This window comes from Bradyrhizobium sp. SBR1B (genome assembly GCF_014198205.1).
Taxonomy (GTDB): domain Bacteria; phylum Pseudomonadota; class Alphaproteobacteria; order Rhizobiales; family Xanthobacteraceae; genus Bradyrhizobium.
The window spans coordinates 62896-84935 of the sequence record NZ_JACIHC010000002.1; the positions used below are offsets into that span (position 1 = coordinate 62896).

A 22040-nucleotide genomic window follows, 5' to 3' on the forward strand; every position below is an offset into this window, starting at 1 on the left:
GCGCGAACTCGACGGTGCGCAGATTCAACCTGGTCGCACGATATGGCCATAGCCTGGAAGAGCTCGAGAAGAAATCGGATCGCTAGCCATGCTTCGTCTTGACCACATCACCGTCGCCGCGAACGACCTTGCCGAGGGCGTCGCTTATGTCGAGACCGCGCTCGGCATTGCGCCGCCGGCCGGCGGCGCGCATCCGCTGATGGGCACGCACAATCATCTGCTGCGACTGAGCGAGACAGCGTTCCTCGAAGTCATCGCGCCGAACCCGTCGGCTCCCGCGCCCACCCGGCCGCGCTGGTTCGCGCTGGACGATGCACGGACGCGCGCGGCGCTCGCGGTTTCGCCGCGGCTTATGACCTGGGTCGTGAGCACGTCCGACATCACGTCCGCGCTCGCGACGATCCCGCATGTCGCAAAACCCGCCATCACGGTGACGCGCGGCCATCTCGAATGGCTGATCTCCGTCCCGCCCGACGGCTCGATGCCGTTCGACGGCGCGTTTCCGACCGTGATCGAGTGGCCGGCCGGACCGCATCCAGCCTCGCGCATGGCCGATCTCGGCTGCTCCCTGGTGGAATTCGAGATACGGCACCCCGAGGCGGACACGATCGCCGCGTCGCTGGCGGGCTTTCTGGACGATCCGCGCATCCGCTTCCGTCACGATTCCGCGCCCTCGTTTCGCGCGGTGATCCGGACGCCGGGAGGCGACCGGCAGCTGGTCTAGCCGGCCTCGCCGGCCGGTGGCCCCTTCAAAAACACAAATAACTACATAGATATAGCCTGTATACCGGTGCCGTGCGCCATTCAGCTGGGCATGGCAATGGCTGGTGACCGGCATCGGCAGCGGAGGCCCTGCGCGCGCAGCACGATTAACTTGTCTGTCGCGTCTTGCCGCTACAATATGTTGGATTGAGCTTGCGTCGCCGATGTTCCGCGTCGGCAACGCGACCGAGCCAGGCCCGTCCGAGCGGCGGGCCGTTGGCTTTTTGGGAGTTTGGTCATGAGCCGCGCGAACCGTACCGACCACATCCGCCTGACTTCGCATCCGGAGCCGGGCCGGAAGTCCGCCTTCCCGATCCACTGGGGCGCCGCTGACGCGCGCGCCCGCGGACCGATCATCGGCACGGTCTCGCGCGCCGGGGATCGCAACGTGATCGGCAGCCATGGCGGGTCCTACGCGATGTACCGTGCGCTCGCGGTGTCCGCAGGCGCGCTCGATCCGATTCGCAGGCCCGACCTCACCAATACGTTTCCGGCGGCGACCATCGGACCGTTCGAGCAATGGCGCGATCCCGCCAAGATCGTCGCGCTCGATCCCTGGGGGCATCTGGTCGCGGAGAATTTCGGTAAGGAGATCGCAGAAGGCTCCGACATCCGCCCGAGCATCGCCGTGACGCGAGCGCGGCTCGACCTGCCGGAGATCCGCGAGGCGCTGGCCGCAAAACGGCTACGCGCCGACGGCGAGGTCGTGCATGCCAATGGCAGCGTCTCCGTCGTGAAAATCGCGATCGATCCGGTCTGGTACCTGCCGGGGCTTGCGGCGCGCTTCGGCACCGCCGAGACCGAGCTGCGGCGCACGCTATTCGAGCAGACCGCCGGCATGTTCCCCGAGCTGGTGACGCGGCCGGACATGAAGGTGTTTTTGCCGCCGATCGGCGGTACCACCGTCTACATGTTCGGCGATGTGACGAAACTGCCGGACCATCGTACCAAGATCACCTGCCGCGTGCATGACGAGTGCAACGGGTCCGATGTGTTCGGCTCCGACATCTGCACCTGCCGTCCGTATCTCATCCACGGCATCGAGGAATCCGCGCGCGGCGCGCAGGAAGGCGGGCTCGGGCTCGTCGTCTACAATCGCAAGGAAGGCCGCGCGCTCGGCGAGGTCACCAAATTCCTGGTCTACAACGCGCGCAAGCGCCAGGAGGACGGCGATGCGGCCGCCGCCTATTTCGAGCGCACCGAATGCGTCGCCGGCGTGCAGGATGCCCGCTTCCAGCAATTGATGCCGGATACGATCCACTGGCTCGGTCTGAAGCGCATCGACCGCTTCCTGTCGATGAGCGACATGAAATACGACGCGCTGACCTCGCAAGGCATCGACATCGTCGAGCGCGTGCCGATCCCGCCGGAGCTGATTCCCGCCGACGCCTATGTCGAGATCGCCGCGAAGAAAGCCGCCGGCTATTACTCGACCGACATCGCGCCCGAGAAGGACGTGGACGGCGTGGTCGGGCGTTCGCTGGAAAAATACTGATCGCGCGATGCCGGAGGCTTTGGAATTGCAAGCACGCTCGCTGCTCACCGCAGATGCGGTGCGCGCGCGGGCCGCGCAGATGCTGGAGATCGGCCTTGCCGGCGGCCTCCGCCACTTCACGATCGATCTCGACCGGATGGATGGTGTCGCGGAGGCCGTGCTCGCGGTGACCCGCAAAGCCTATCCGGCGCTGGAGATTCCATTCCATGCGCGCTGGCGGCATTTTGTGCTTGGCGGCGCCGACCGCTGGGCGAAGCTTGCCGACGCGGCTTCGTGGCCGGACCGCGCCGCGCGGGCGCGCGCGGAGTTCGACCTTGCCATCGTCAGCGTGCTGCTCGATGCCGGCGCGGGCGCGGCCTGGCGCTACCGCGATGCCATGAGCGGCGAAAGCATCGGCCGGTCCGAGGGGCTCGCGATCGCCAGCCTCGACATGTTTGCGAGCGGTCTTTTTTCGCGCGACGCCGGCTCGCCATTCAGGGCCGATGCGAACGTGCTCGCGCAGCTGCCGCTCGCCGCACTCACCTCCGCTTTTCAGGTCAGCGACACCAATACGCTGCTCGGGCTCGAGGGGCGCGCGGATCTGTTGCGGCGTCTGGGCAAGCTGGTCGCGGAGCGCGCCGAGATTTTCGGCCTGCAAGATACACCGCGGCCGGGCGGGCTGTTTGATCACATCGCGGCGCAGGCGAAGGGCGGCGCCATTGCCGCGCCTGCGATCCTGTCGGCGGTGCTGAACCAGCTCGGACCGATCTGGCCGTCGCGGCTGGAGCTTGCAAAGATTCCGCTCGGCGATTGCTGGCGCCATCCGGCGCTTAGGGCGGATGATGCGACCGCGGGCCTCGTGCCGCTGCACAAGCTGTCGCAATGGCTGAGTTATTCCCTGATCGAACCGCTGCAGCGCGCTGGCCTCGACGTCACCGACATCGACGGCCTGACGGGACTTGCCGAATATCGCAACGGCGGACTGTTCGTCGATTACGAGGTGCTGCGTCTGCGCGATGCCGCCGATGGCGAGGGTGCGCATGCGGTGGACTCGCTGCTCGTCGTGGAATGGCGCGCGCTGACGGTCGCGCTGCTGGACCGGCTTGCCGAGCTGGTTCGCGCCAAGCTCGGCCGCACGCCCGAGACATTACCGCTCGCCAGCATTTTGGAAGGCGGCACCTGGGCCGCCGGCCGCGCCATTGCCTTTGCGCGCCGTCCTGATGGTTCACCGCCGCTCAAGGTGATCAGCGACGGCACGGTTTTCTAAACCCTCTCCCCTTACGGGAGAGGGTGGCTTCGCAAAAGCGAAGCCGGGTGAGGGGTCTCTCTCCGCGGGGGGTCTCTCAATTGGAATACGCGGAAAGATACCCCTCATCCGGCGCTTCGCGCCACCTTCTCCCACAAGGGGAGAAGGGAAGAAGAAGAGCATCCCATCATGGAAGGCGTCACGATCGTCGATCATCCGCTGGTGCAGCACAAGCTGACGCTGGTGCGGGACAAATCGATCTCCACAAAGTCGTTCAGGGAGCTGATCAAGGAGATCGGCATGCTGCTGTGCTACGAGGTGACGCGCGACCTGCCGCTCGCAGACACCGTGATCGAGACGCCGCTGGCGACGATGCATTCGGCCAAGATCGCCGGCAAGAAGCTGGTGTTCGTGCCGATGCTGCGCGCCGGCACCACCTTCGTCGACGGCATGATGGACCTGGTGCCGACCGCGCGCGTCGCCCACATCGGGCTCTACCGGGAGCCGCACAGCTTTGCGGCGGTGGAGTATTTCTTCAAATCGCCGTCCGACCTCGGCGAGCGCCTCGCGATCGTGGTGACCCCGGTGGTCGCCACCGCCAACACGGCCGTCGCCGCCATCGACCGCCTGAAGGAGCGCGGCGCCAGGGACATCCGCCTCGCCTGCCTGATCGCCGCGCCGGAAGGACTCGAACGGCTGCGCGGCTTGCATCCGGACGTGCCGATCTGGACCGCGGCGGTGGACGAAGGTCTCGACGAGAACGGGTTCATCCTGCCGGGCCTTGGCGATGCCGGCGACCGCGCCTACGGGACGCGGTAGGCGCGCTCTGAAGCACCTCTCCCGCTTGCGGGAGAGGGAGCGCACCTCCGCCGTTGCAGCGATCAACCTTCAGATCTTCCCGCTGCCGCAGATTCCCTTCAGCGACTGCCATTCCTTGTCCGTCAGCAGCGGCGGGCCGCTGACGGGGCGATCTTCCCTGGTCATGCGGGCGAGGCGGTCCTCGGTCAGCGGGTGGCTGGCGAGGATCGACGTGAGCGTGGAGCCGCCTTCCTTGCCGGTGATGCGGTACATCAGCTCAAAAGCGGGCTTCGGCGAGCGGCCGAGCTTGTGCATGATCTCGATCGCGAACGTATCGGCAGCAGTCTCGGCCTCGCGCGAATAGGAGGCTTCGACGACGGTGCGCGAGGCAAAGATCACGGCGGATGAGCCGGTGACGTCGCCGAACAACAGGCCGATCAGGAATGAGGTGCCGCCGTTGTAGATCAGGCCGCGCATGTTGTCGTAATGCTTGAGATGGCCGAGCTCGTGGGCGAGGATGCCGGCGAGCTCGTCGGGGTTTTGCGCCTTGTCGAGCAGGCCCCTCAGCACGTAGACCTTGCCGCCGGGCAGCGCGAACGCATTCGGCACCGCGGTCGGCAGCACGCCCGCCGTCATGGAATCGTCATCGAGGCCGGCGGCATCGCGCAGGCGGTTGACCAGCTTTGTGAACGCGGCTTTGCCCGCGGGGTCTTCGCACACGCTGCGGCCGAAGATGGTCTTCACCTGGACTTCGGAGGCGTCGCCGATGCGCCGCTCGATCGGTTTCGGCACCAGCGGCGCGAGACGGTCGGCGGCGAGCGGCACACCGAACAGCACGACGCAGACGATGGAGACGGTGGCGGCCACCGACCAGCCGACGATCTTTGCGACGCCGCGGCGCGAGGTTCGGTGCTCGTCGAGATGGGTGCAGCGGACGGTCACGTCCGCCGCGAGTACAGCGTCGCGGATTTCCAGCCGCGCCAATGGCGGCGCGGCGATGCAGGCAAGACGCAGGATTCCCGGCGGACTGTCGGCGCGGCGAATGTCGGCATAGGACCAGCGAACCGGCGTTCCGCCCTCCTCGAGGATCTCGAGCGCATCAGCGAACGTCAGCGTCACCTGCCGCCGGCGGCTCGACGTGCCGTCGAAGAAGATGGTCGGCTTGGCGGCCTGCGCCGGCGCCTCGGCAAATACGTCACTCACAGCTCAGAATCCCGCGACATCGAGCCCGTCGGCAAAACCTTCGCCGAGCGCACTGGCAAGTACGCCGCGCCCCTGCACATCCGACGCCGCGCCGATGTCGTGCACCTTGACGGTCTCCAACACCTTGGCCCAGAGATCGCGCTGAAGATAGACCCGCATGACGATGTTGATCGCAAGCGCCAGCGCGAGATAGCCTGCTACCATCATCACCACCATCGGGATGCTCCTGGCGGCATTGTCGGAGCCGAACACCTGATCGGCCGGAACGCCGCTCAGCTGGACGACCCAGCAAGGCGGAGCCGCCGAGATAGGCGGAGAATACCATCGAGAGCAGCGTCCACCAGCCGATCACCTTCCAGTACAGGCCGTAGAAGGCATCGTGCGGCAGGTCCGAGAACAGGCTGACGCCGCCGATGCGGATGCCGTCGAGCCACCAGCGCCATTCGCGCGCCTTGAACTCCGCATAGAAGAACGGCGCGAGCGGGAAGATCACCAGCGCGATCGGGCTGAGCAGCCACAGCCACCAGCCACGCTTGAAGAAGGTCCAGCCGTTGCCCTCGAAATCGCCGCGAAGATCGCCGTAATGGGTGTGCTGCATCTTGTAGCGTTCGAGCGCGGCCTCGCGCCAGGGCAGCGCCAGGCCGAGCGTCAGGAATACGAGCAAGCCCCACGCCATGGCGCGGAACGAATAGGCCCAGCCCGAGCCGTCCATCCAGAATCGGACGCCGCGCCAAACGGTGCGCGTCAACCGGTAACGTCGCGCGCGAAAAATCGCGAACTGGCCGAAGGCGTAGAAGCCGATGAACAGCGGCGTCGAGGCAAAACCCTGCCAGCGCTCGAACTCGATGCCGATCAGGAAGTAGGCGAGATAGATCGGCACCAGAATCGCGAGCGCGAACAGGAAGCCGACCAGCAGCTCCTTGGCACGGCCGGTATATTCGGCGGCATCGCCGTCGATCGCGGTGTTCGCCCACAGATGACGACGGATGTCGGTGACGAGCCAGAACCGGTAGAAGCCGAAGGTGACGAGCTCCAGCATGGCCCCCTTGGTGACCATTTTCCGGAACTCGGAGCGGTCACCGCTGAAATCGACCCGCGTGGGCGGCAGCGGCGGCGGTAAGGGCTCGGAGCCGATGGGGGTCCATTGCATATCGTTCACGGCGGCAACCTCGGGATGCGGTCTTGATCGGGTCAAACTATAGATCAGAGCTTGGTCGGTCCCCAAGATGGCGGGGTTCGATTTACCTTGATTCCAGTCGGTTTCTGGCACGATTTCACGACAAATGGTGTGCGGCGGGTCACGTTGATCGAGATCCCGTCAGCGCAATCCGGGATCTTGCCCCAAGTGACGCCGGCCCCGGATTACGCGGAGCCTGTCATCGGGCGGCGCTTTGCGCCGACCCGTTGGCTCCATCCGGGCTACGCGCCCGGCCACGCCCAAAGGTTGGATGTGACAAAACTCTCCCTTGCTCCGGCGCAGACAACCGGCTGTAATTGCAAATCAAATACCGCAGCGCAGAATTCAACGAGAACGCGCGGTTCATGCCAGGGAGAGCGGTCATGCATGGGACCATGGAGAGCGCGGCAAAGCTCGACGCATTGCGCGAGCGCGCCAACTCACTGCCGCTGGAGCAGTACGATCCGGGCGACCCGGAATTGTTCAAGACCGATACGTTCTGGCCGTATTTCGATCGGCTGCGCCGGGAAGATCCCGTGCACTATTGCAAGGACTCGATGTTCGGGCCGTACTGGTCGGTGACGCGCTACAACGACATCGTGGAGATCGAGACCAACCATTCGGTGTTCTCCTCGGCCTCCGCGCTCGGCGGCATCACCATCCGCGACATCGATCCGGACCTGCGCCGCGAGAGCTTCATCTCGATGGATCCGCCGCGCCATGCGGCGCAGCGCAAGACCGTGGCGCCGATGTTCACGCCGACGCATCTGGACAATCTCGCCCTCAACATCCGCAAGCGCTCGGCCGAGTGCCTGGACAACCTGCCCCGCGGCGAGGTGTTCGACTGGGTCGACCGCGTCTCGATCGAGCTCACCACGCAGATGCTCGCGGTGCTTTTCGACTTTCCCTGGGAGGACCGCCGCAAGCTGACGCGCTGGTCCGACATCGCCACCACCATCCCCGGCCCCGACGGCCTCGTCGCCACCGAAGACGAGCGTCAGGCCGAGCTGACCGAATGTGCCAGCTATTTCGCGCGGCTGTGGAAGGAGCGCATCGCGCAGCCGCCGAAGAGCGATCTGTTGTCGATGATGGCGCATGGCGCCGCGACGCGCGACATGGACGCCAAGAACTTCCTCGGCAATCTCGTGCTTTTGATCGTCGGCGGCAACGACACGACGCGCAACACCATGTCGGGCTCGCTCCACGCGCTGAGCCAGCATCCGGAACAGTATCGCAAGCTGCGCGAGAACCCCGCATTGCTCGACAGTTTCGTGCCCGAAGTAATTCGCTGGCAGACGCCGCTGGCGCATATGCGGCGCACCGCGCTCACGGACTTCGAGTTCCGGGGCAAAGAGATCAAGAAAGGTGACAAAGTCGTGATGTGGTACGTCTCGGGTAACCGCGACGAGGAGGCGATCGAGAAGCCCTACGAATTCATCATCGACCGCGCCCGCCCGCGCACGCATCTGTCCTTCGGCTTCGGCATCCACCGCTGCGTGGGATTGCGGCTTGCCGAACTCCAGCTCAAGATTATTTGGGAAGAAATCCTTAGGCGGTTCGACCATATTGATGTGGTCGGCGAACCCAAGCGGGTCTATTCGAGTTTCGTGAAGGGTCTGGAAGAGCTGCCGGTGAAGATCGCGGCGTGAACTGCGAACTATGCCACGACAATACTGCGCCCCCTCTCCCGCTTGCGGGAAAGGGTTGGGGAGAGGGTATCTCCGCAACGGGACAATCCCCTAGAGGAGAAAACCCTCACCCGCCGCTACGCGCCGACCTCTCCCGCAAGCGGGAGAGGTCCGACAACCAATTGGAGCCACGACGATGAACATCCAAGCGCCGGTTAAAGTGGACAAGGCCGAACGCATGCGCAGGGCCCGCGAGGAGGCCTATGCGACGCCGTTGTCCCAATTCCACCCCGGCGCGCCCCGGCTATTCCAGGACGACACGCTGTGGCCGTGGTTCGAGCGACTGCGCAAGGAAGAGCCGGTGCATTACTGCACCAACGCGCCGATCGAACCGTACTGGTCGGTGGTGAAGTACAACGACATCATGCATGTCGACACCAATCACGGCATCTTCTCCTCGGACTCTACGCTCGGCGGCATCTCGATCCGCGACGTGCCGGAAGGCTACGACTATCCGAGCTTCATCGCGATGGACCAGCCCAGGCATTCGTCGCAGCGCAAGACGGTGTCGCCGATGTTCACGCCGACACATCTGGACGAGCTGGCAAAGCTGATCCGCCAGCGCTCGCAGACGGTGCTCGACAATCTGCCGCGCAACGAGACCTTCAATTTCGTCGAGCGCGTCTCGATCGAGCTGACGACGCAGATGCTGGCGACCCTGTTCGACTTCCCCTGGGAGGAGCGGCGCAAGCTGACGCGCTGGTCGGATGTTTCGACCGCGCTGCCCAAGAGCGGCATCGTCGCCTCCGCCGAGGAACGCCGCCGCGAGATGGACGAGTGCTACGCCTACATGTCCAAGCTGTGGAACGAGCGCGTCAATTCGGCGCCGCGCAACGATCTGCTGTCGCTGATGGCCCACAACGACGCCACGCGGCACATGGACCCCGACAACCTCATGGGCAACATCATCCTGCTCATCGTCGGCGGCAACGATACCACGCGCAACACCATGACCGGCTCGGTGCTGGCGCTGAACGAGAACCCGGAGCAATACGACAGGCTACGCGCCAATCCGGAGCTGATCGACTCCATGGTGCCCGAAGTGATCCGCTGGCAGACGCCGCTGGCGCATATGCGCCGCACCGCGTTGCAAGACACCGAGGTCGGCGGCAAGCACATCAGGAAGGGCGACCGCGTCGTGATGTGGTACGTCTCCGGCAACCGCGACGAGGAGATGTTCGACAAGCCGAACGACTTCATCATCGACCGCCCGCGCCCGCGCACCCACCTCTCCTTCGGCTTCGGTATCCACCGCTGCGTCGGCATGCGCCTCGCCGAGCTGCAGCTGCGCATCGTCTGGGAAGAGATGCTGAAACGCTTCGACCGCATCGAGGTGGTCGGCGAGCCCAAGCGGATCTATTCGAGCTTCATCAAGGGGTACGAGACGCTGCCGGTCAGGATTCCGGGGTAGGCTGCTAATCGACTGCCCTGGGGCAATCGATCTCCTCAATCTCCACTGTCATGCCCCGCGAAGGCGGGGCATAACAGTACGCCGCGGCTTCTCGATTCTAGCCGCGCGGCCTCTGGAATACTGGATTGCCCGCCTTCGCGGGCAATGACACCGAGTGTGAATAAAGAGCGCGCTCCGAACGCCCCTAGAGCTCGCACCGCAGCTATAAAATTTCGGCATGACAGCTCGCGCCAGATGCGAAGGCAAGGCGGCGCCTGACTGTTCTACGACGTCAGCGCATCTAACTCAATTTGATGTCCCAGACGCCTTCCTTGCGGCAGGCCGCGACTTCCTCGCGCAGCAGCGCCGTGACGGCGAGCGAGGCCGTCGAGACCGGGCGGTCGATCGGAGAAGCGAAAATGAGCTCGCGTGTCATCGGCTTCGAGACCACGGCGGTTTCCAGCCGCCCCTCCGCGACCTCGCCGTGGACCGACGATGGCGGCAGCAGCGCGAAGCCGAGGCCCTCCTCGACGAGGCTCGTCAGCACGCGAAACGAATCCGCCTCGAGCTGGACGTCGAGCTTGATCTTGCGCTGGGCGGCCGCGTGCTCGATCAGCGCGCGGAGGCCGTGGGAATGACTGGGCAGCACCAAACGTTGCCGGAGCAGCCAGCCGATGTCGACGCTCTTCTTGCGCGCGAGCCCGCAGCCGCGCGGGCCGACCGCGACGATGTTGTCGCGGCCGAGACTCTGCACGTTGAGATGCAGATCCGCGGAGCGGCCGTAGAGGATGGCGAGATCCATCTCGCCGCGATGCAGCCATTCGACGAGATGGCCGCTGTAGCTCTCGACGATGCGCAGCGAGATGCCGGGGAATTTTTCGACGCAGCGCCGCGCAAAGCGTGCCGACAGCACGCAGCTCACGGTTGGAACGAGGCCAAGCACGACCTGGCCCGACGGCGGCCCCTTGGACGACTGGATGTCGTCGCGGATCTGGTCGATCTGCCGCACGATGCCGGAGGTGCGCGCCAGCAGCAGCCGGCCGGCTTCGGTCAACACCATGCCACGGCCGTTGCGGGTGAAGAGCTCGGTGCGCAGCTCATGTTCCAGCAGCTTGATCTGCCGGGAGAGCGCCGGCTGCGCCACGCGCAACGTGTCGGAGGCCTTGGAGAGGCTGCCGAGCTCCGCCACGCAACTGAAGGTCCTGAGCTGCCGGAAATCCATGCTTGCCAATCCTGGAAGGCTACTCCATACGCTATAACAAATGAGCATAGGGGGCTGGCGTTGTTTTCACAACGCCTGAGGATCGGCCGGCGTTATCTTAACTGCCGCTGAGAACTGGAAACGCCATGAGTGAAGAACACCACACCGAAGATTACGCCGACATCCGTGAAGCCGTCGCAAAGCTCTGCGCCCAGTTCCCCGGCGAATATTGGCGTAAGCTCGATCGCGAGATGGCCTACCCCAAGGCGTTCGTCGACGCGCTGACAGCGGCCGGCTATCTCTCGGTGCTGATCCCCGAGGAATATGGCGGTGCGGGGCTGAAGCTGTCCGCGGCGGCCGCGATCCTCGAAGAGATCCAGCGCGCCGGCTGCAACGGCGGCGGCTGCCATGCCCAGATGTACACGATGGGCACCGTGCTGCGGCACGGCAATGCGGAGCAGAAGGCGAAATATTTGCCGAAGATCGCCAGCGGCGAATTGCGCCTGCAGGCCTTCGGCGTCACCGAGCCGACCAGCGGCACCGACACCTCCTCGCTGAAGACCTTCGCGCGCAAGGATGGCAACGACAGCTACATCGTCAACGGCCAGAAGATCTGGACCAGCCGCGCCGAGCATTCAGACCTGATGGTGCTGCTGGCGCGCACCACGCCGAAGGAGCAGGCCAAGAAGCGCACCGACGGACTGTCGGTGTTCATCGTCGACATGCGCGAGGCCAAGAACAACGGCCTCGAGATCCGCCCGATCCGCACCATGATGAACCATGCCACCACCGAAGTGTTCTTTACCGACATGAAGGTGCCGGCGGAGAATCTGATCGGCGAGGAAGGCAAGGGGTTTCGCTACATCCTCTCCGGCATGAATGCCGAGCGCATTTTGATTGCGGCGGAATGCGTCGGCGACGCCAAATGGTTCATCGCCAAGGCAACGAACTACGCCAAGGAGCGCAGCGTGTTCGGCCGGCCAATCGGCCAGAATCAGGGCATCCAGTTCCCGATCGCCAAGGCCTATGCCTCGATGCGCGCGGCCGAATTGATGGTGAAGGAAGCCACCCGCAAATACGAGGCCGGGCTCGACTGCGGCGCGGAGGCCAACATGGCAAAAATGCTGGCGGCGGACGCATCCTGGGAAGCGGCCAACGCCTGCATCCAGACCCATGGCGGCTTTGGCTTTGCCGAGGAATACGACGTCGAGCGCAAATTCCGCGAGACGCGGCTCTATCAGGTGGCGCCGATCTCGACCAACCTCGTGCTCTCCTTCGTCGCCGAGCATGTGCTCGGCATGCCGCGCTCGTACTGAGGCCACCATCATGGGAGCATTGGACGGGATCAGGGTGATTGCGGTCGAGCAGGCGGTGGCGGCGCCGTTCTGCTCCTCGCGCCTGGCGGATGCCGGCGCGGAGGTGATCAAGATCGAACGGCCCGAGGGCGACTTCGCCCGCGGCTATGACGCGGCGGCAAAGGGCCAGAGCAGCTATTTCGTCTGGCTCAACCGCGGCAAGCAATCGGCGGTGGTCGATCTCGCGACGAAGGAAGGCTGCGCCGAGCTGGAAAAGCTGATCGCCAGCGCCGACGTGCTGATCCAGAACCTGAAGCCGGGCTCGATGGACAAGCTCGGCTTTTCGCGCGAGCGGCTACTGAAGGACTATCCAAGGCTGATCTCCTGCACCATCACGGGCTATGGCGACGAAGGTCCCTATGCACATCGCAAGGCCTATGATTTGCTGATCCAGGCCGAGAGCGGCCTTGCCTCGATCACCGGCAATCCCGATGGCGCCTCGCGCGTCGGCATGTCGATCGTCGACGTCGCGACCGGCGCCACCGCGCATGCGGCGATCCTGGAAGCGCTGATCGGGCGCGGGCGCACCGGCAAGGGCTGTGACATCCGCATCTCCATGTTCGACGTGATGGCGGATTGGTGCACCGTGCCGCTGCTCAACTCCGAGGCCGGGAATCCACCCAAGCGCATGGGCCTGCGCCATCCCTCAATCGCGCCCTATGGCGTGTTCACCTCGAAGGACGGCAAGGACATCCTGATCTCGATCCAGAGCGAGCGCGAGTGGAAGACGCTGTGCGCGAAGGTGCTGGATCAACCCGATTTGCCCGCCGATCCCCGCGTCGCCAACATGGTCGAGCGCGTGCGCAACCGTGATTTCACCGACACGACGGTGGCGGATATCTTCGGCAAGATGACGCGCGACGAGCTGCTCAAGCGGCTCTCGGACGCCGACATCGCCTTTGCCGAGGTCAACACCATGGCCGACCTCACCAACCACCCGCATCTGCGCCGCATCGAGGTGGACACGCCGCAGGGGCGTGTCAGCTATCCCGCGCCGGCGCCGATCGTCGTCGGCGAGACGCGCGCTTACGGCGCTGTGCCCGCCATCGGCGAAAATCCAAAGTCCAGGAAGTAAGAAGAGCGAGGCGTCATGACCGAGAAGCTCGACATCGATCATTTGCGGCAATGGATCGGCCGCAGCACCGAGGCTACCGACATCGTCACCGCGCAACTCGTCATGGGCCTGCGCGCGACGCTGTTCCAGGAGGTCGGCGAGCCCAAAAAGGGTGACGCCGCGCCGTTCACGGTGCATTGGTGCCTGGCGCAGCCGGTGTTTCCGATGTCGATGCTAGGGCCCGACGGCCACCCGACCCGCGGCGGCTTCCTGCCGCCGGTGCCGCTGCCGCGCCGGATGTGGGCCGGCGGCGAGATCGAGTTTTTGCAGCCGCTGCAGGTCGGCGATGAATCGACGCGGACCTCGCGCATCGCCGACGTGCAGGTGAAATCGGGCTCGAGCGGCACGCTGTGTTTCGTCTCGGTCGAGCACAGCATCTCCTCGCCGCGCGGCGTCGCCATCCGCGAGCGGCAGGACATCGTCTATCGTGAGATGACGAGCAACGCGCCCGCTGGCGCCAAGGCCCCGCCTCCGCCGCCGAAGGCGCAGCACCGCGAGACCCATGTCTCCGATCCCGTGCTGCTGTTTCGTTATTCGGCGCTGACCTTCAACGGCCACCGCATCCATTACGACCGCGACTACGTCACCAAGGTCGAGGGTTATCCGGGCCTGATCTTCCACGGCCCGCTGCAGGCGGCGCTGATCATCGAGATGGCTGCGAAGCTGCACGGCGGCGAGGCGCCGAAGAAGTTTTCGTATCGCGGCCTGCAGCCGCTGTTCGAGGGCACCGAGTTCTCGGTCAACGCCAATGAGACCGAGGCCGGCATGGAGCTGTGGACCGCGAATGCGGAGGGACAGCCGACGATGAAGGGGACCGCGGTGTGGTGACGGCCTCTGCTCGTCATTGCGAATGTAATGACGATGTAGGAAGTTAGACCCTCACCCTGAGGAGCGCGCCTCTTCGCGCGCGTCTCGAAGGGCGGAGCCACCAGCCGGGCCCTCATCCTTCGAGACGCGCGAAGACGCGCTCCTCAGGATGAGGAATTGAGAAGGGACGGAAACCATGGCCAAGAACGGCAAGACCGGCAGCAAGTCCGTCACCGTCAAGCAGGCGACGCTCGACCTGCTGCGCTCGTTTGGCATCGACAGGGTTTTCGGCAATCCCGGCTCGACCGAGCTGCCGTTCCTCAGCGACTGGCCCGACGACATCGACTACGTGCTGGCGCTGCAGGAGGCCTCCGCCGTCGGCATGGCCGACGGCTACGCGCAAGCAACCCGCAATGCCGGCTTCGTCAATCTGCATTCGGCCGCCGGCGTCGGCAACGCGCTCGGCAACATCTACACCGCGCACCGCAACCAGACCCCGCTGGTGATCACTGCGGGCCAGCAGGCGCGCTCGATCCTGCCGCTGCAGGCGTTCCTCTATGCCGAGCGCGCATCGGAATTTCCGCGGCCTTACGTGAAATACAGCGTCGAACCGGCGCGGCCCGAGGACGTGCCGGCCGCGATCGCGCGGGCCTATTACACCGCGATGCAGCCGCCATGCGGACCGACCTTCGTGTCGATCCCGATCGACGACTGGGCGCATGCCTGCGCGCCGATCGAGGCGCGCATGGTCAGCCGCGAGATCGGGCCCGAGCTTGAGCCAATGAAGGCACTGGTCGCTGCGCTCGCTAGCGCAAAGCACCCAGCCCTCGTCGTCGGCCCCGGAATCGACCGCGCCGGTGCGGTCGACCTGATGGTGCGCGTCGCCGAGAAGGCGAAGGCGAGCGTCTGGGTCAGCCCGTTCTCGGCGCGCTGCTCGTTTCCCGAGCGGCATCCGCAATTCTCAGGGTTTCTGCACGCCTCGCCGGCGCAACTCTCCGACGCACTGCGTGCGCACGATCTCGTCGTCGTCATCGGCGCGCCGGTGTTCACCTTCCATGTCGAGGGCCATGCCGCGATCTTCGACGGTGGTGCGACGATTTTTCAGATCACCGATGATGCGGATGCCGCGGCGGTCACGCCGGTCGGCACCAGCATCATCGCGACGATGAAGCCGGCACTGAGCACGCTGCTCGACCTGCTGCCGGAGACCAAACGCGCGGCCCCAAAGGGCCGCACGCTGCCGCCGGCGCCGCAGGCCGCCGATCCGCTGCCGGTCGAGTTCCTGCTGCATTCGCTGTCGCAGGCGATGCCGGATGGTGCGTCGCTCGTCGAGGAGGTTCCCTCGCACCGGCCGGCGATGCAAAAATTCATGCCGATGCGCGGCCATGACAGTTTTTACACCATGGCGAGCGGCGGCCTCGGCTACTCTCTGCCCGCCGCCGTCGGCATGGCACTCGGCAAGCCGAGCAGCCGCACGGTCTGCCTGATCGGCGACGGCTCGGCGATGTACTCGATCCAGGCGCTGTGGACCGCCGCGCAGCGCAAGCTGCCGCTGACCATCGTCGTCATCAACAATTCCGGCTACGGCGCGATGCGCTCGTTCAGCCAGGTGATGCAGGTGCGCAACGTGCCCGGGCTGGAGCTGCCGGGCATCGATTTCGTCCGGCTCGCCGAAGGCATGGGCTGCCATGCGGTGCGGGTCAGCAAGGCCGCCGAGCTCGGCGAGGCGCTGAGGCAAGGGATGGCATTCGAGGGCACGAGCCTGGTCGAGGTCGTCGTGGATTCGGCGGTGCCGGTGCTGTACGGGCAGAAGCATTGACGCTGTCGTCCCTGCCTAGTGTGCAATTGCGCACGGGGCGCAGGGACCCATACCGCGTGATCTATCGGTAAGGCGCGGTGTCAGTACCGCGGGCAAAAATACGACCAGTCTTCGCCAAACTTCTCCCTGGGGTTATGGGTCCCCGCGTTCGCGGGGACGACACTGAGTTTGTTGCGCCACCGTCCAAAAACCTACGACGCCAAAAACCCCCCGTCCGCCGCGAGCACGTGCCCGACCACATAGGACGACGCATCCGACGACAGCCACACCACCGCCTCGGCCACCTCCTCCGGATTCCCCATCCTCCGCAACGGCAGGCCGGCGCTGACGGTTGCGACATCGCCGACGCCGGCGCGCAGCATCATGTCGGTGACGACGCGGCCCGGCGCGATGGCGTTGATGCGGATGCCGCGCGGGGCGTTCTCCAGCGCGGCCGAGCGCGTCAGCGAGATCGCGGCGGCCTTCGAGGCCGAATAGAGCGAGAAGCCGGGGTTGGGATTGCGCACGCCGCTGACAGAAGCGTTGACGACGATGCTGCCGCGGCCCTGCGCCAGCATCGCCGGCAGCTGATGGCGCAGGCACAGGAACAGCGCGCGGACATTGGTGTCGAACACGCTGTCGTAGATATCAGTGCCCTGCTCTTCCAGCGGCGCGCGGCGCTCCTGGAAGCCGGCATTGTTGAAGGCGACGTCGAGCCTGCCGCAACGTTCAATGGCGGTGCCGACGAGGCGCGCGACGTCGTCCTCGCGCGTGATGTCGGTCTTGAGCGGGATCGCCTCGACACCGAGTTCGCGGCATGAAGCGGCGGTCGCCTCGATCTCGGCCTCGCGCCGGCCCGCGACGATGATCGCCTCGGCGCCTTCGGTCGCCATCCGCAACGCTGTGGCGCGGCCGATGCCGCTGCCGCCGCCCGTGACGAGGCAGACCTTGCCCCGCATCCGCTGACCTGCCGGCAAAGCTCCGCTCATGGCTCACTCCAAAACCCTTGCGCGCGCCGCTGCACGCATATAGTTGTATGATACAACTATACACCAGGAGTCAAGATGGCCGAGCTTGCGCTGATCGACGACATTCGCGCCGCCTCGCGGTTGATGGTGCGCGAGCTCGGCTTCATGGATGCCACGGTGGCGGCCTCGGACTATCCGCCGTCGGCCGTGCACACCATCCTGGAGATCGGCATCCGCGGTCCGATGACCTCAGCCGAGCTCGGCGATTTCCTGCGGCTGGAGAAATCCAGCGTCAGCCGCCTGGTGCGCAAGCTGATCGACTGCGGCGAGCTCAGGGAGACGCCGGATGAGAATGATGCCCGCAGCAAGCTATTGTCGCTGACGGCGAAGGGCCGGCGCACGCTGGAGGCGCTGCACGCGTTCGGCCGGCAGCAGGTCCGCGGCGCGCTGGCGGCGCTGACGGCGGCGGAGCAGCGCACCGTGCGCGACGGCATGATGCTCTATGCGCGGGCGCTGCGGGCGAGCCGGGTGGAGGAGACGTTGCCTCGGTAACCACCGGTGTCGTCCCTGCGAACGCAGGGACCCATACCGCGTGATTTATCCGTAAAGCGCAGGTGTCAGTACCGCGCGCAAGAACATCTACCAGTCTTCGCCAAACTTCTCCCTGTGGTTATGGGTCCCTGCTTTCGCAGGGACGACAGCGAGTGTTTGGCGCGAGTGTGCCTCAATCGCACCGACATCACGGCTACTTCCCGAACTCCTCCCGCATCTTCGCCTGGATCTTGGCCATGCCGCCGATCCAGCGATCGTAATTCTCGGTCTTCTTGCGCATATAGCCGAGCACTTGCGGATGCGGCAGGATCAGGAACGTCTCCTGCTCGAGGCCGGCGAGCACGTCTTTCGCCACCTGCTCCGGCGTGAGATCGCCGTCACCGGATTGCGGGCCCTTCGGGATCGAGCGCAGCATGTTGGTGTCGACGCCCTGCGGGCAGAGGATCGAGACCTTGATGTTGTCGGCCTTGTGCGAGATTGCGAGATTCTCGGCAAAGCCGACCGCGGCGTGCTTGGTGGTGGAATAAGCCGGGCTGCCGACCTGCGACAGCAGGCCCGCGGCCGAGATGGTGTTGAGGAAATAGCCGCCACCGCGCGCCTTCATGCGCGGGATCAGATGCCGCGCCGCATAGACATGGGCCATGACGTGGATCGCCCAGCTGCGCTGCCACGGTTCATCCGAGGCGCCGCCGGCATTAACCGACATCGGATCGAAGCCGCCGCCGATGCCGGCATTGGAGCAGAACAGGGCGATGGGGCCGAACTGCCGCTCGGTCTCCTCGATGACGTGCGAGATGTCTTTCTCCTGCGCGACATCGCATTTGAAAGCCGCGCCATCCACCATGGCCGCGACCGCCCTCGCATTGGCGGCGTCCATATCCGCGACGACGACCTTGGCTGCGCCCGCATTGTAAAACGCCTCGCACAGCGCCTTGCCGATGCCGTTTGCGCCGCCCGTGACGACCACGACCTTGCCGGTCACCTGCATGCGACGTCTCCTCTTGTCTTATACCGCTTCCTGGAAGACCCCTTTGGGTCTTGCTCAGCTCAACATGAGGTCGAGCACCGCAGTATAATGGCACGCCGCGCCGGCCAACACAAAGCCGTGCCAGATCGCATTCTGAAAGCGCAGCCGCCGCCAGGCATGGAAGATCACGCCAAAGCTGTAGAGCAGTCCGCCCGCAAGGATGAAGCCCAGCACCAGCGCGGGCAGCGCCCGGACCACGGCGTCGTAGAGCATCACGCCGCTCCAGCCCATCGCGAGATAGATGCCGACCGAGACGCGGTCGAACCGGCCGGGATAAAAGAGCTTCAGCACGATGCCGAGGATGGCGACACACCAGACGCCGGCGAGCAGCACCAGCGCGAATCCACTGTCCTTCACCTCTAGGATGAACGGCGTATAGGTCGCCGCGATCAGCAGATAGATCGCGGAGTGGTCGAACCGCCGCAGCAGCCATTTGGCTGGCGACACCGGCCAGAGATTATAAGTTGCCGACAGCACCAGCATCGAGAGCAGGCCGGCGACGTAGATCGAGACGCCGACGATGTCGATCGTATTGGCATAGACCACCGTCAGCACCACCAGCACGGTCGCGGCGATGAGGCCGAAGAGGACGCCGATCGCGTGGATGACGCCGTCGGCGATCAGCTCGGCGCGGTCGTAATTCCAGCCGATCACGTCGGCTGCGGCGTGGACGGAGGTGGATGCGAATTCTTTCAGTTGGAAGACGGTCATGGCAATCCGCAAGATGAGGCAATGTCCTCTTGTATGGGTCTTTCGGGATCGGCGCGTCGTTCAAACGGCTGATTTTCCGACAAAGACGGTGGAAGTATGGAGCTTGATTTTCTTCACGCAATTGCCACTTTTGTGATCGGTCACACAGTCCCGCCGCCCCCGATCCATTAACGTTCATATGGCATTCAGTTTCCAGGATATGGTCGAAGAAGCGCGCTTGTCCGCGCAGGCGCTGATCGACTATGGCGAGCACTTCTTCAACCCGACGGTGCGGTTAGGCGTTACCGGCCTGTCGCGGGCCGGCAAGACCGTGTTCATCACCGCGCTGATCCACGGCCTCACCCGCGGCGGCCGCTTTCCGGTGTTCGACGCTTACGCCTCGGGCCGGATCGCGCGCGCGCATCTGGCGCCGCAGCCCGACGATGCCGTGCCGCGTTTTGCATATGAGAGCCATCTGCGCGCGCTGGTCGAGGAGCGACGCTGGCCGAACTCGACCGTCGACATCAGCGAGCTCAGGCTCGTCATCGACTATCAGCGCCCGAACGGCGCCGATCGCACGCTGACCCTCGACATCGTCGACTATCCCGGCGAGTGGTTGCTCGACCTGCCGCTGCTGCAGAAGAGCTTTGAGCAATGGTCGGCGGAGAGCCTTGCGCTGTCGCGCGAGGCGCCGCGCGCTCCTCTCGCCAGCGAATGGCACGCGCATCTGGCAACGCTCAAGCCCGACGCACGCGAGGACGAGCAGGCGACGCTGACGGCCGCAAGCCTCTTCACCGACTATTTGCGCGCCTGCCGCGACGAGCGCTTTGCGATGAGCCTGTTGCCGCCCGGCCGCTTCCTGATGCCCGGCAATCTCGCAGGCTCCCCGGCACTGACCTTCGCGCCGCTCGACGTGCCGATCGGCGGGCAGGCGCCGGAGGGATCGCTGTGGGCGATGATGGTGCGCCGCTTCGAGGCCTACAAGGACGTCGTGGTGCGGCCGTTCTTCAGGGATCATTTTGCCCGGCTCGATCGCCAGATCGTGCTGGCCGACGCACTGTCCGCGTTCAACTCCGGACCCGAGGCGCTGCACGATCTCGAAGCCGCCCTCGCCGGCATTCTCGATTGCTTCAACATCGGCCGCAGCACGTTTCTCTCCAGCCTGTTCCGCCCGCGCATCGACCGCATCCTGTTCGCGGCGACCAAGGCCGATCATCTGCACCATTCCAGCCACGACCGGCTCGAGGCCGTGCTGCGCCGCGCCGTCTCGGGCGCCGTTGCGCGCGCGGAAAATACCGGCGCGGCGATCGACGTGGTGGCGCTCGCCGCGGTACGTGCCACACGAGAAGCCCAAGTCGCGCACGGCCGCGACAAATTGCCGTCGATCCTGGGAACACCGGCCGCGGGCGAAAGCGCCGGCGGTGAATTCTTCGACGGCAACACGGAAGTAGCGACCTTTCCGGGCGATTTGCCGCTGGATCCCGAGCCGCTGTTCAACGGCAATGCCGCGTTCCGCGGCCTCGCAACCGAGACCGCCGGGACAAGCGATTTCCGCTTCCTGCGCTTCCGTCCGCCCACACTCGACCGCGAGGGCACCGAGCCGCCGACGCTGCCTCACATTCGCCTCGACCGTGCCTTGCAGTTCCTGATCGGAGACAAGCTCGCATGAACGACCGATCGAAGCCACGGCGGCCGGCAACGTTCCGGCTCGACGATCCCGGCGTCGTCGTCACCGAAGCCGACGAGACGGCACGGCTTGGCCGCGCCACGATCCAGATCACGCCGGAGCACGATCCGCAGGCGCTGCCGGTGCCGATCGAGGCCGCGCGGCCGGCGCGGCGCGGACTTCCCTGGGGTACGCTGTTCTGGTCAGGCCTCGCCGGGCTGACGCTGCTCGGCACCGGGCTCGGCGTGGTGCATCTGATCGAGGACCTGTTCGCGCGCAGCGAAACGCTCGGCTACCTCGGTCTCGCCTTTGCGCTCGTCACCGCGCTGGCGCTTGCGGTGGTGATCGGCCGCGAGGCACTCGGCCTGGCGCGGCTGGCGACGATCGAGCAGTTGCATGCGCGCGCCGCCGCTGTGCTCGCCAGCGACGACCGCAAGGAAAGCCGCGTCATCGTCCAGGATCTGCTCAAGATCGCGCACCAGAACCCGCAGCTCGCACGCGCCCGCGCGACGCTGGAGAGTCACACCGGCGAGATCATCGACGGCGCCGACATGATCCGGCTCGCCGAGCGCGAGCTGATGTCGCCGCTGGATGCGGAGGCACGGCGGCTGGTATCGTCGGCGGCGCAAAAGGTTTCGATCGTGACCGCAGTCTCGCCCCGCGCCGCGATCGATGTGCTGTTCGTGTTCGTCGCCGCACTGCGCCTGATCCGCCAGCTCGCTTATCTCTACGGCGGCCGCCCCGGCGCGCTCGGCATGATCCGCCTGCTCCGCCACGTCATCGCCCATCTCGCCATCACCGGCGGCATGGCCGCGAGCGACAGCCTGGTGCAGCAGATGCTCGGCCACGGTATCGCGGCAAAGCTGTCGCAGCGCTTGGGCGAAGGCGTGCTGAACGGATTGCTGACGGCACGGCTGGGACTGGCGGCAATCGCCGTCACAAGGCCGCTGCCGTTTGCGGCATTGCCGCCGCCGAAGCTGTCGGACCTCGCGACGGATCTGCTGCGGAAGAAGGACGAGGAGGAGTAGCGGCAAGACGGGTGAGGGCTCTCTCCGCAAGACCGGAATCGTAGGGTGGGCAAAGGCGCGCTTGCGCCGTGCCCACCATCTCTCTCGATCGCAAAG

18 protein-coding genes and 1 pseudogene are annotated in these 22040 nt (G+C 65.5%); 13 read left to right on the plus strand and 6 right to left on the minus strand.

The window, feature by feature from the left end:
• The first annotated feature begins 88 nt into the window (after positions 1–88).
• The 4 genes from GGD61_RS04965 (at position 89) to upp (ending at position 4301) form a co-directional block, all read left to right on the plus strand.
• Entirely contained in the window at positions 89–724 is a 636-nt protein-coding gene (locus GGD61_RS04965) for a VOC family protein (protein ID WP_183230377.1), read from the plus strand.
• Between the two features lie 276 nt (positions 725–1000).
• Positions 1001–2257: a GTP cyclohydrolase II gene (locus GGD61_RS04970; protein WP_018317216.1), complete on the plus strand. Its 1257-nt coding sequence runs from the start codon at positions 1001–1003 to the stop codon at positions 2255–2257.
• A 7-nt stretch (positions 2258–2264) separates the two neighbouring features.
• Complete coding sequence (locus GGD61_RS04975; RefSeq protein ID WP_183230378.1) at positions 2265–3503, plus strand: URC4/urg3 family protein; 1239 nt, start codon at positions 2265–2267, stop codon at positions 3501–3503.
• 168 nt (positions 3504–3671) lie between these two features.
• Positions 3672–4301 carry a uracil phosphoribosyltransferase gene (gene upp, locus GGD61_RS04980; protein WP_018317218.1) on the plus strand — a complete coding sequence of 210 codons (630 nt, stop codon included), beginning with the start codon at positions 3672–3674 and terminating at the stop codon, positions 4299–4301.
• 69 nt (positions 4302–4370) lie between these two features.
• On the opposite strand, the gene GGD61_RS04985 is transcribed toward upp, so the two are convergent.
• Together GGD61_RS04985 and GGD61_RS04990 are read right to left on the minus strand one after the other, a co-directional pair.
• Complete coding sequence (locus GGD61_RS04985) at positions 4371–5483, minus strand: M48 family metallopeptidase (protein ID WP_179734939.1); 1113 nt, start codon at positions 5481–5483, stop codon at positions 4371–4373.
• Positions 5484–5486: 3 nt separating this feature from the next.
• Positions 5487–6633, minus strand: a pseudogene (locus GGD61_RS04990) (YjgN family protein).
• A 410-nt stretch (positions 6634–7043) separates the two neighbouring features.
• Here GGD61_RS04990 and GGD61_RS04995 point away from each other — a divergent pair.
• The gene (locus tag GGD61_RS04995) at positions 7044–8309 is read left to right on the plus strand and encodes a cytochrome P450 (RefSeq protein ID WP_183230379.1); all 1266 of its coding nucleotides are present in this window, start codon (positions 7044–7046) and stop codon (positions 8307–8309) included.
• Between the two features lie 175 nt (positions 8310–8484).
• Entirely contained in the window at positions 8485–9759 is a 1275-nt protein-coding gene (locus GGD61_RS05000) for a cytochrome P450 (RefSeq protein WP_018317222.1), read from the plus strand.
• 280 nt (positions 9760–10039) lie between these two features.
• On the opposite strand, the gene GGD61_RS05005 is transcribed toward GGD61_RS05000, so the two are convergent.
• Positions 10040–10960 carry a LysR substrate-binding domain-containing protein gene (locus tag GGD61_RS05005; protein ID WP_183230380.1) on the minus strand — a complete coding sequence of 307 codons (921 nt, stop codon included), beginning with the start codon at positions 10958–10960 and terminating at the stop codon, positions 10040–10042.
• Between the two features lie 125 nt (positions 10961–11085).
• Here GGD61_RS05005 and GGD61_RS05010 point away from each other — a divergent pair, with 125 nt between their 5' ends.
• The 4 genes from GGD61_RS05010 to mdlC all read left to right on the plus strand — a co-directional run bounded on the left by GGD61_RS05010 (position 11086) and on the right by mdlC (position 16034).
• Positions 11086–12255: an acyl-CoA dehydrogenase family protein gene (locus tag GGD61_RS05010; RefSeq protein WP_018317224.1), complete on the plus strand. Its 1170-nt coding sequence runs from the start codon at positions 11086–11088 to the stop codon at positions 12253–12255.
• A 10-nt stretch (positions 12256–12265) separates the two neighbouring features.
• Positions 12266–13369 (plus strand): CaiB/BaiF CoA-transferase family protein, encoded by a 1104-nt coding sequence (locus tag GGD61_RS05015; RefSeq protein WP_183230381.1) that lies wholly within the window; start codon positions 12266–12268, stop codon positions 13367–13369.
• A gap of 15 nt (positions 13370–13384) precedes the next feature.
• Positions 13385–14236: a MaoC family dehydratase N-terminal domain-containing protein gene (locus tag GGD61_RS05020; RefSeq protein WP_183230382.1), complete on the plus strand. Its 852-nt coding sequence runs from the start codon at positions 13385–13387 to the stop codon at positions 14234–14236.
• A gap of 175 nt (positions 14237–14411) precedes the next feature.
• Positions 14412–16034 carry a benzoylformate decarboxylase gene (mdlC, locus tag GGD61_RS05025; protein WP_183230383.1) on the plus strand — a complete coding sequence of 541 codons (1623 nt, stop codon included), beginning with the start codon at positions 14412–14414 and terminating at the stop codon, positions 16032–16034.
• Positions 16035–16225: 191 nt separating this feature from the next.
• Here mdlC and GGD61_RS05030 read toward each other — a convergent pair whose 3' ends face one another.
• Entirely contained in the window at positions 16226–17002 is a 777-nt protein-coding gene (locus tag GGD61_RS05030; RefSeq protein WP_092260744.1) for an SDR family NAD(P)-dependent oxidoreductase, read from the minus strand.
• Positions 17003–17077: 75 nt separating this feature from the next.
• On the opposite strand from GGD61_RS05030, the gene GGD61_RS05035 reads away from it, so the two are divergent.
• On the plus strand, positions 17078–17533 hold the full coding sequence (locus tag GGD61_RS05035; protein ID WP_092260742.1) for a MarR family winged helix-turn-helix transcriptional regulator: 456 nt from the start codon (positions 17078–17080) through the stop codon (positions 17531–17533).
• Between the two features lie 193 nt (positions 17534–17726).
• Here the strand turns inward: GGD61_RS05035 and GGD61_RS05040 are convergent, their stop codons facing one another.
• Together GGD61_RS05040 and trhA are read right to left on the minus strand one after the other, a co-directional pair.
• Entirely contained in the window at positions 17727–18521 is a 795-nt protein-coding gene (locus tag GGD61_RS05040; RefSeq protein ID WP_018317230.1) for an SDR family oxidoreductase, read from the minus strand.
• Positions 18522–18575: 54 nt separating this feature from the next.
• A complete protein-coding gene (trhA, locus tag GGD61_RS05045) occupies positions 18576–19271 on the minus strand; it encodes a PAQR family membrane homeostasis protein TrhA (RefSeq protein WP_092260740.1) in 696 nt (231 codons plus the stop codon).
• A 178-nt stretch (positions 19272–19449) separates the two neighbouring features.
• Between trhA and GGD61_RS05050 the strand changes: the two genes are divergently transcribed.
• Both GGD61_RS05050 and GGD61_RS05055 read left to right on the plus strand, forming a co-directional pair.
• The gene (locus GGD61_RS05050) at positions 19450–20919 is read left to right on the plus strand and encodes a YcjX family protein (RefSeq protein WP_183230384.1); all 1470 of its coding nucleotides are present in this window, start codon (positions 19450–19452) and stop codon (positions 20917–20919) included.
• On the plus strand, positions 20916–21944 hold the full coding sequence (locus GGD61_RS05055) for a YcjF family protein (protein ID WP_183230385.1): 1029 nt from the start codon (positions 20916–20918) through the stop codon (positions 21942–21944). The genes GGD61_RS05050 and GGD61_RS05055 overlap by 4 nt, the downstream gene beginning before the upstream one ends.
• Positions 21945–22040: the final 96 nt, after the last annotated feature.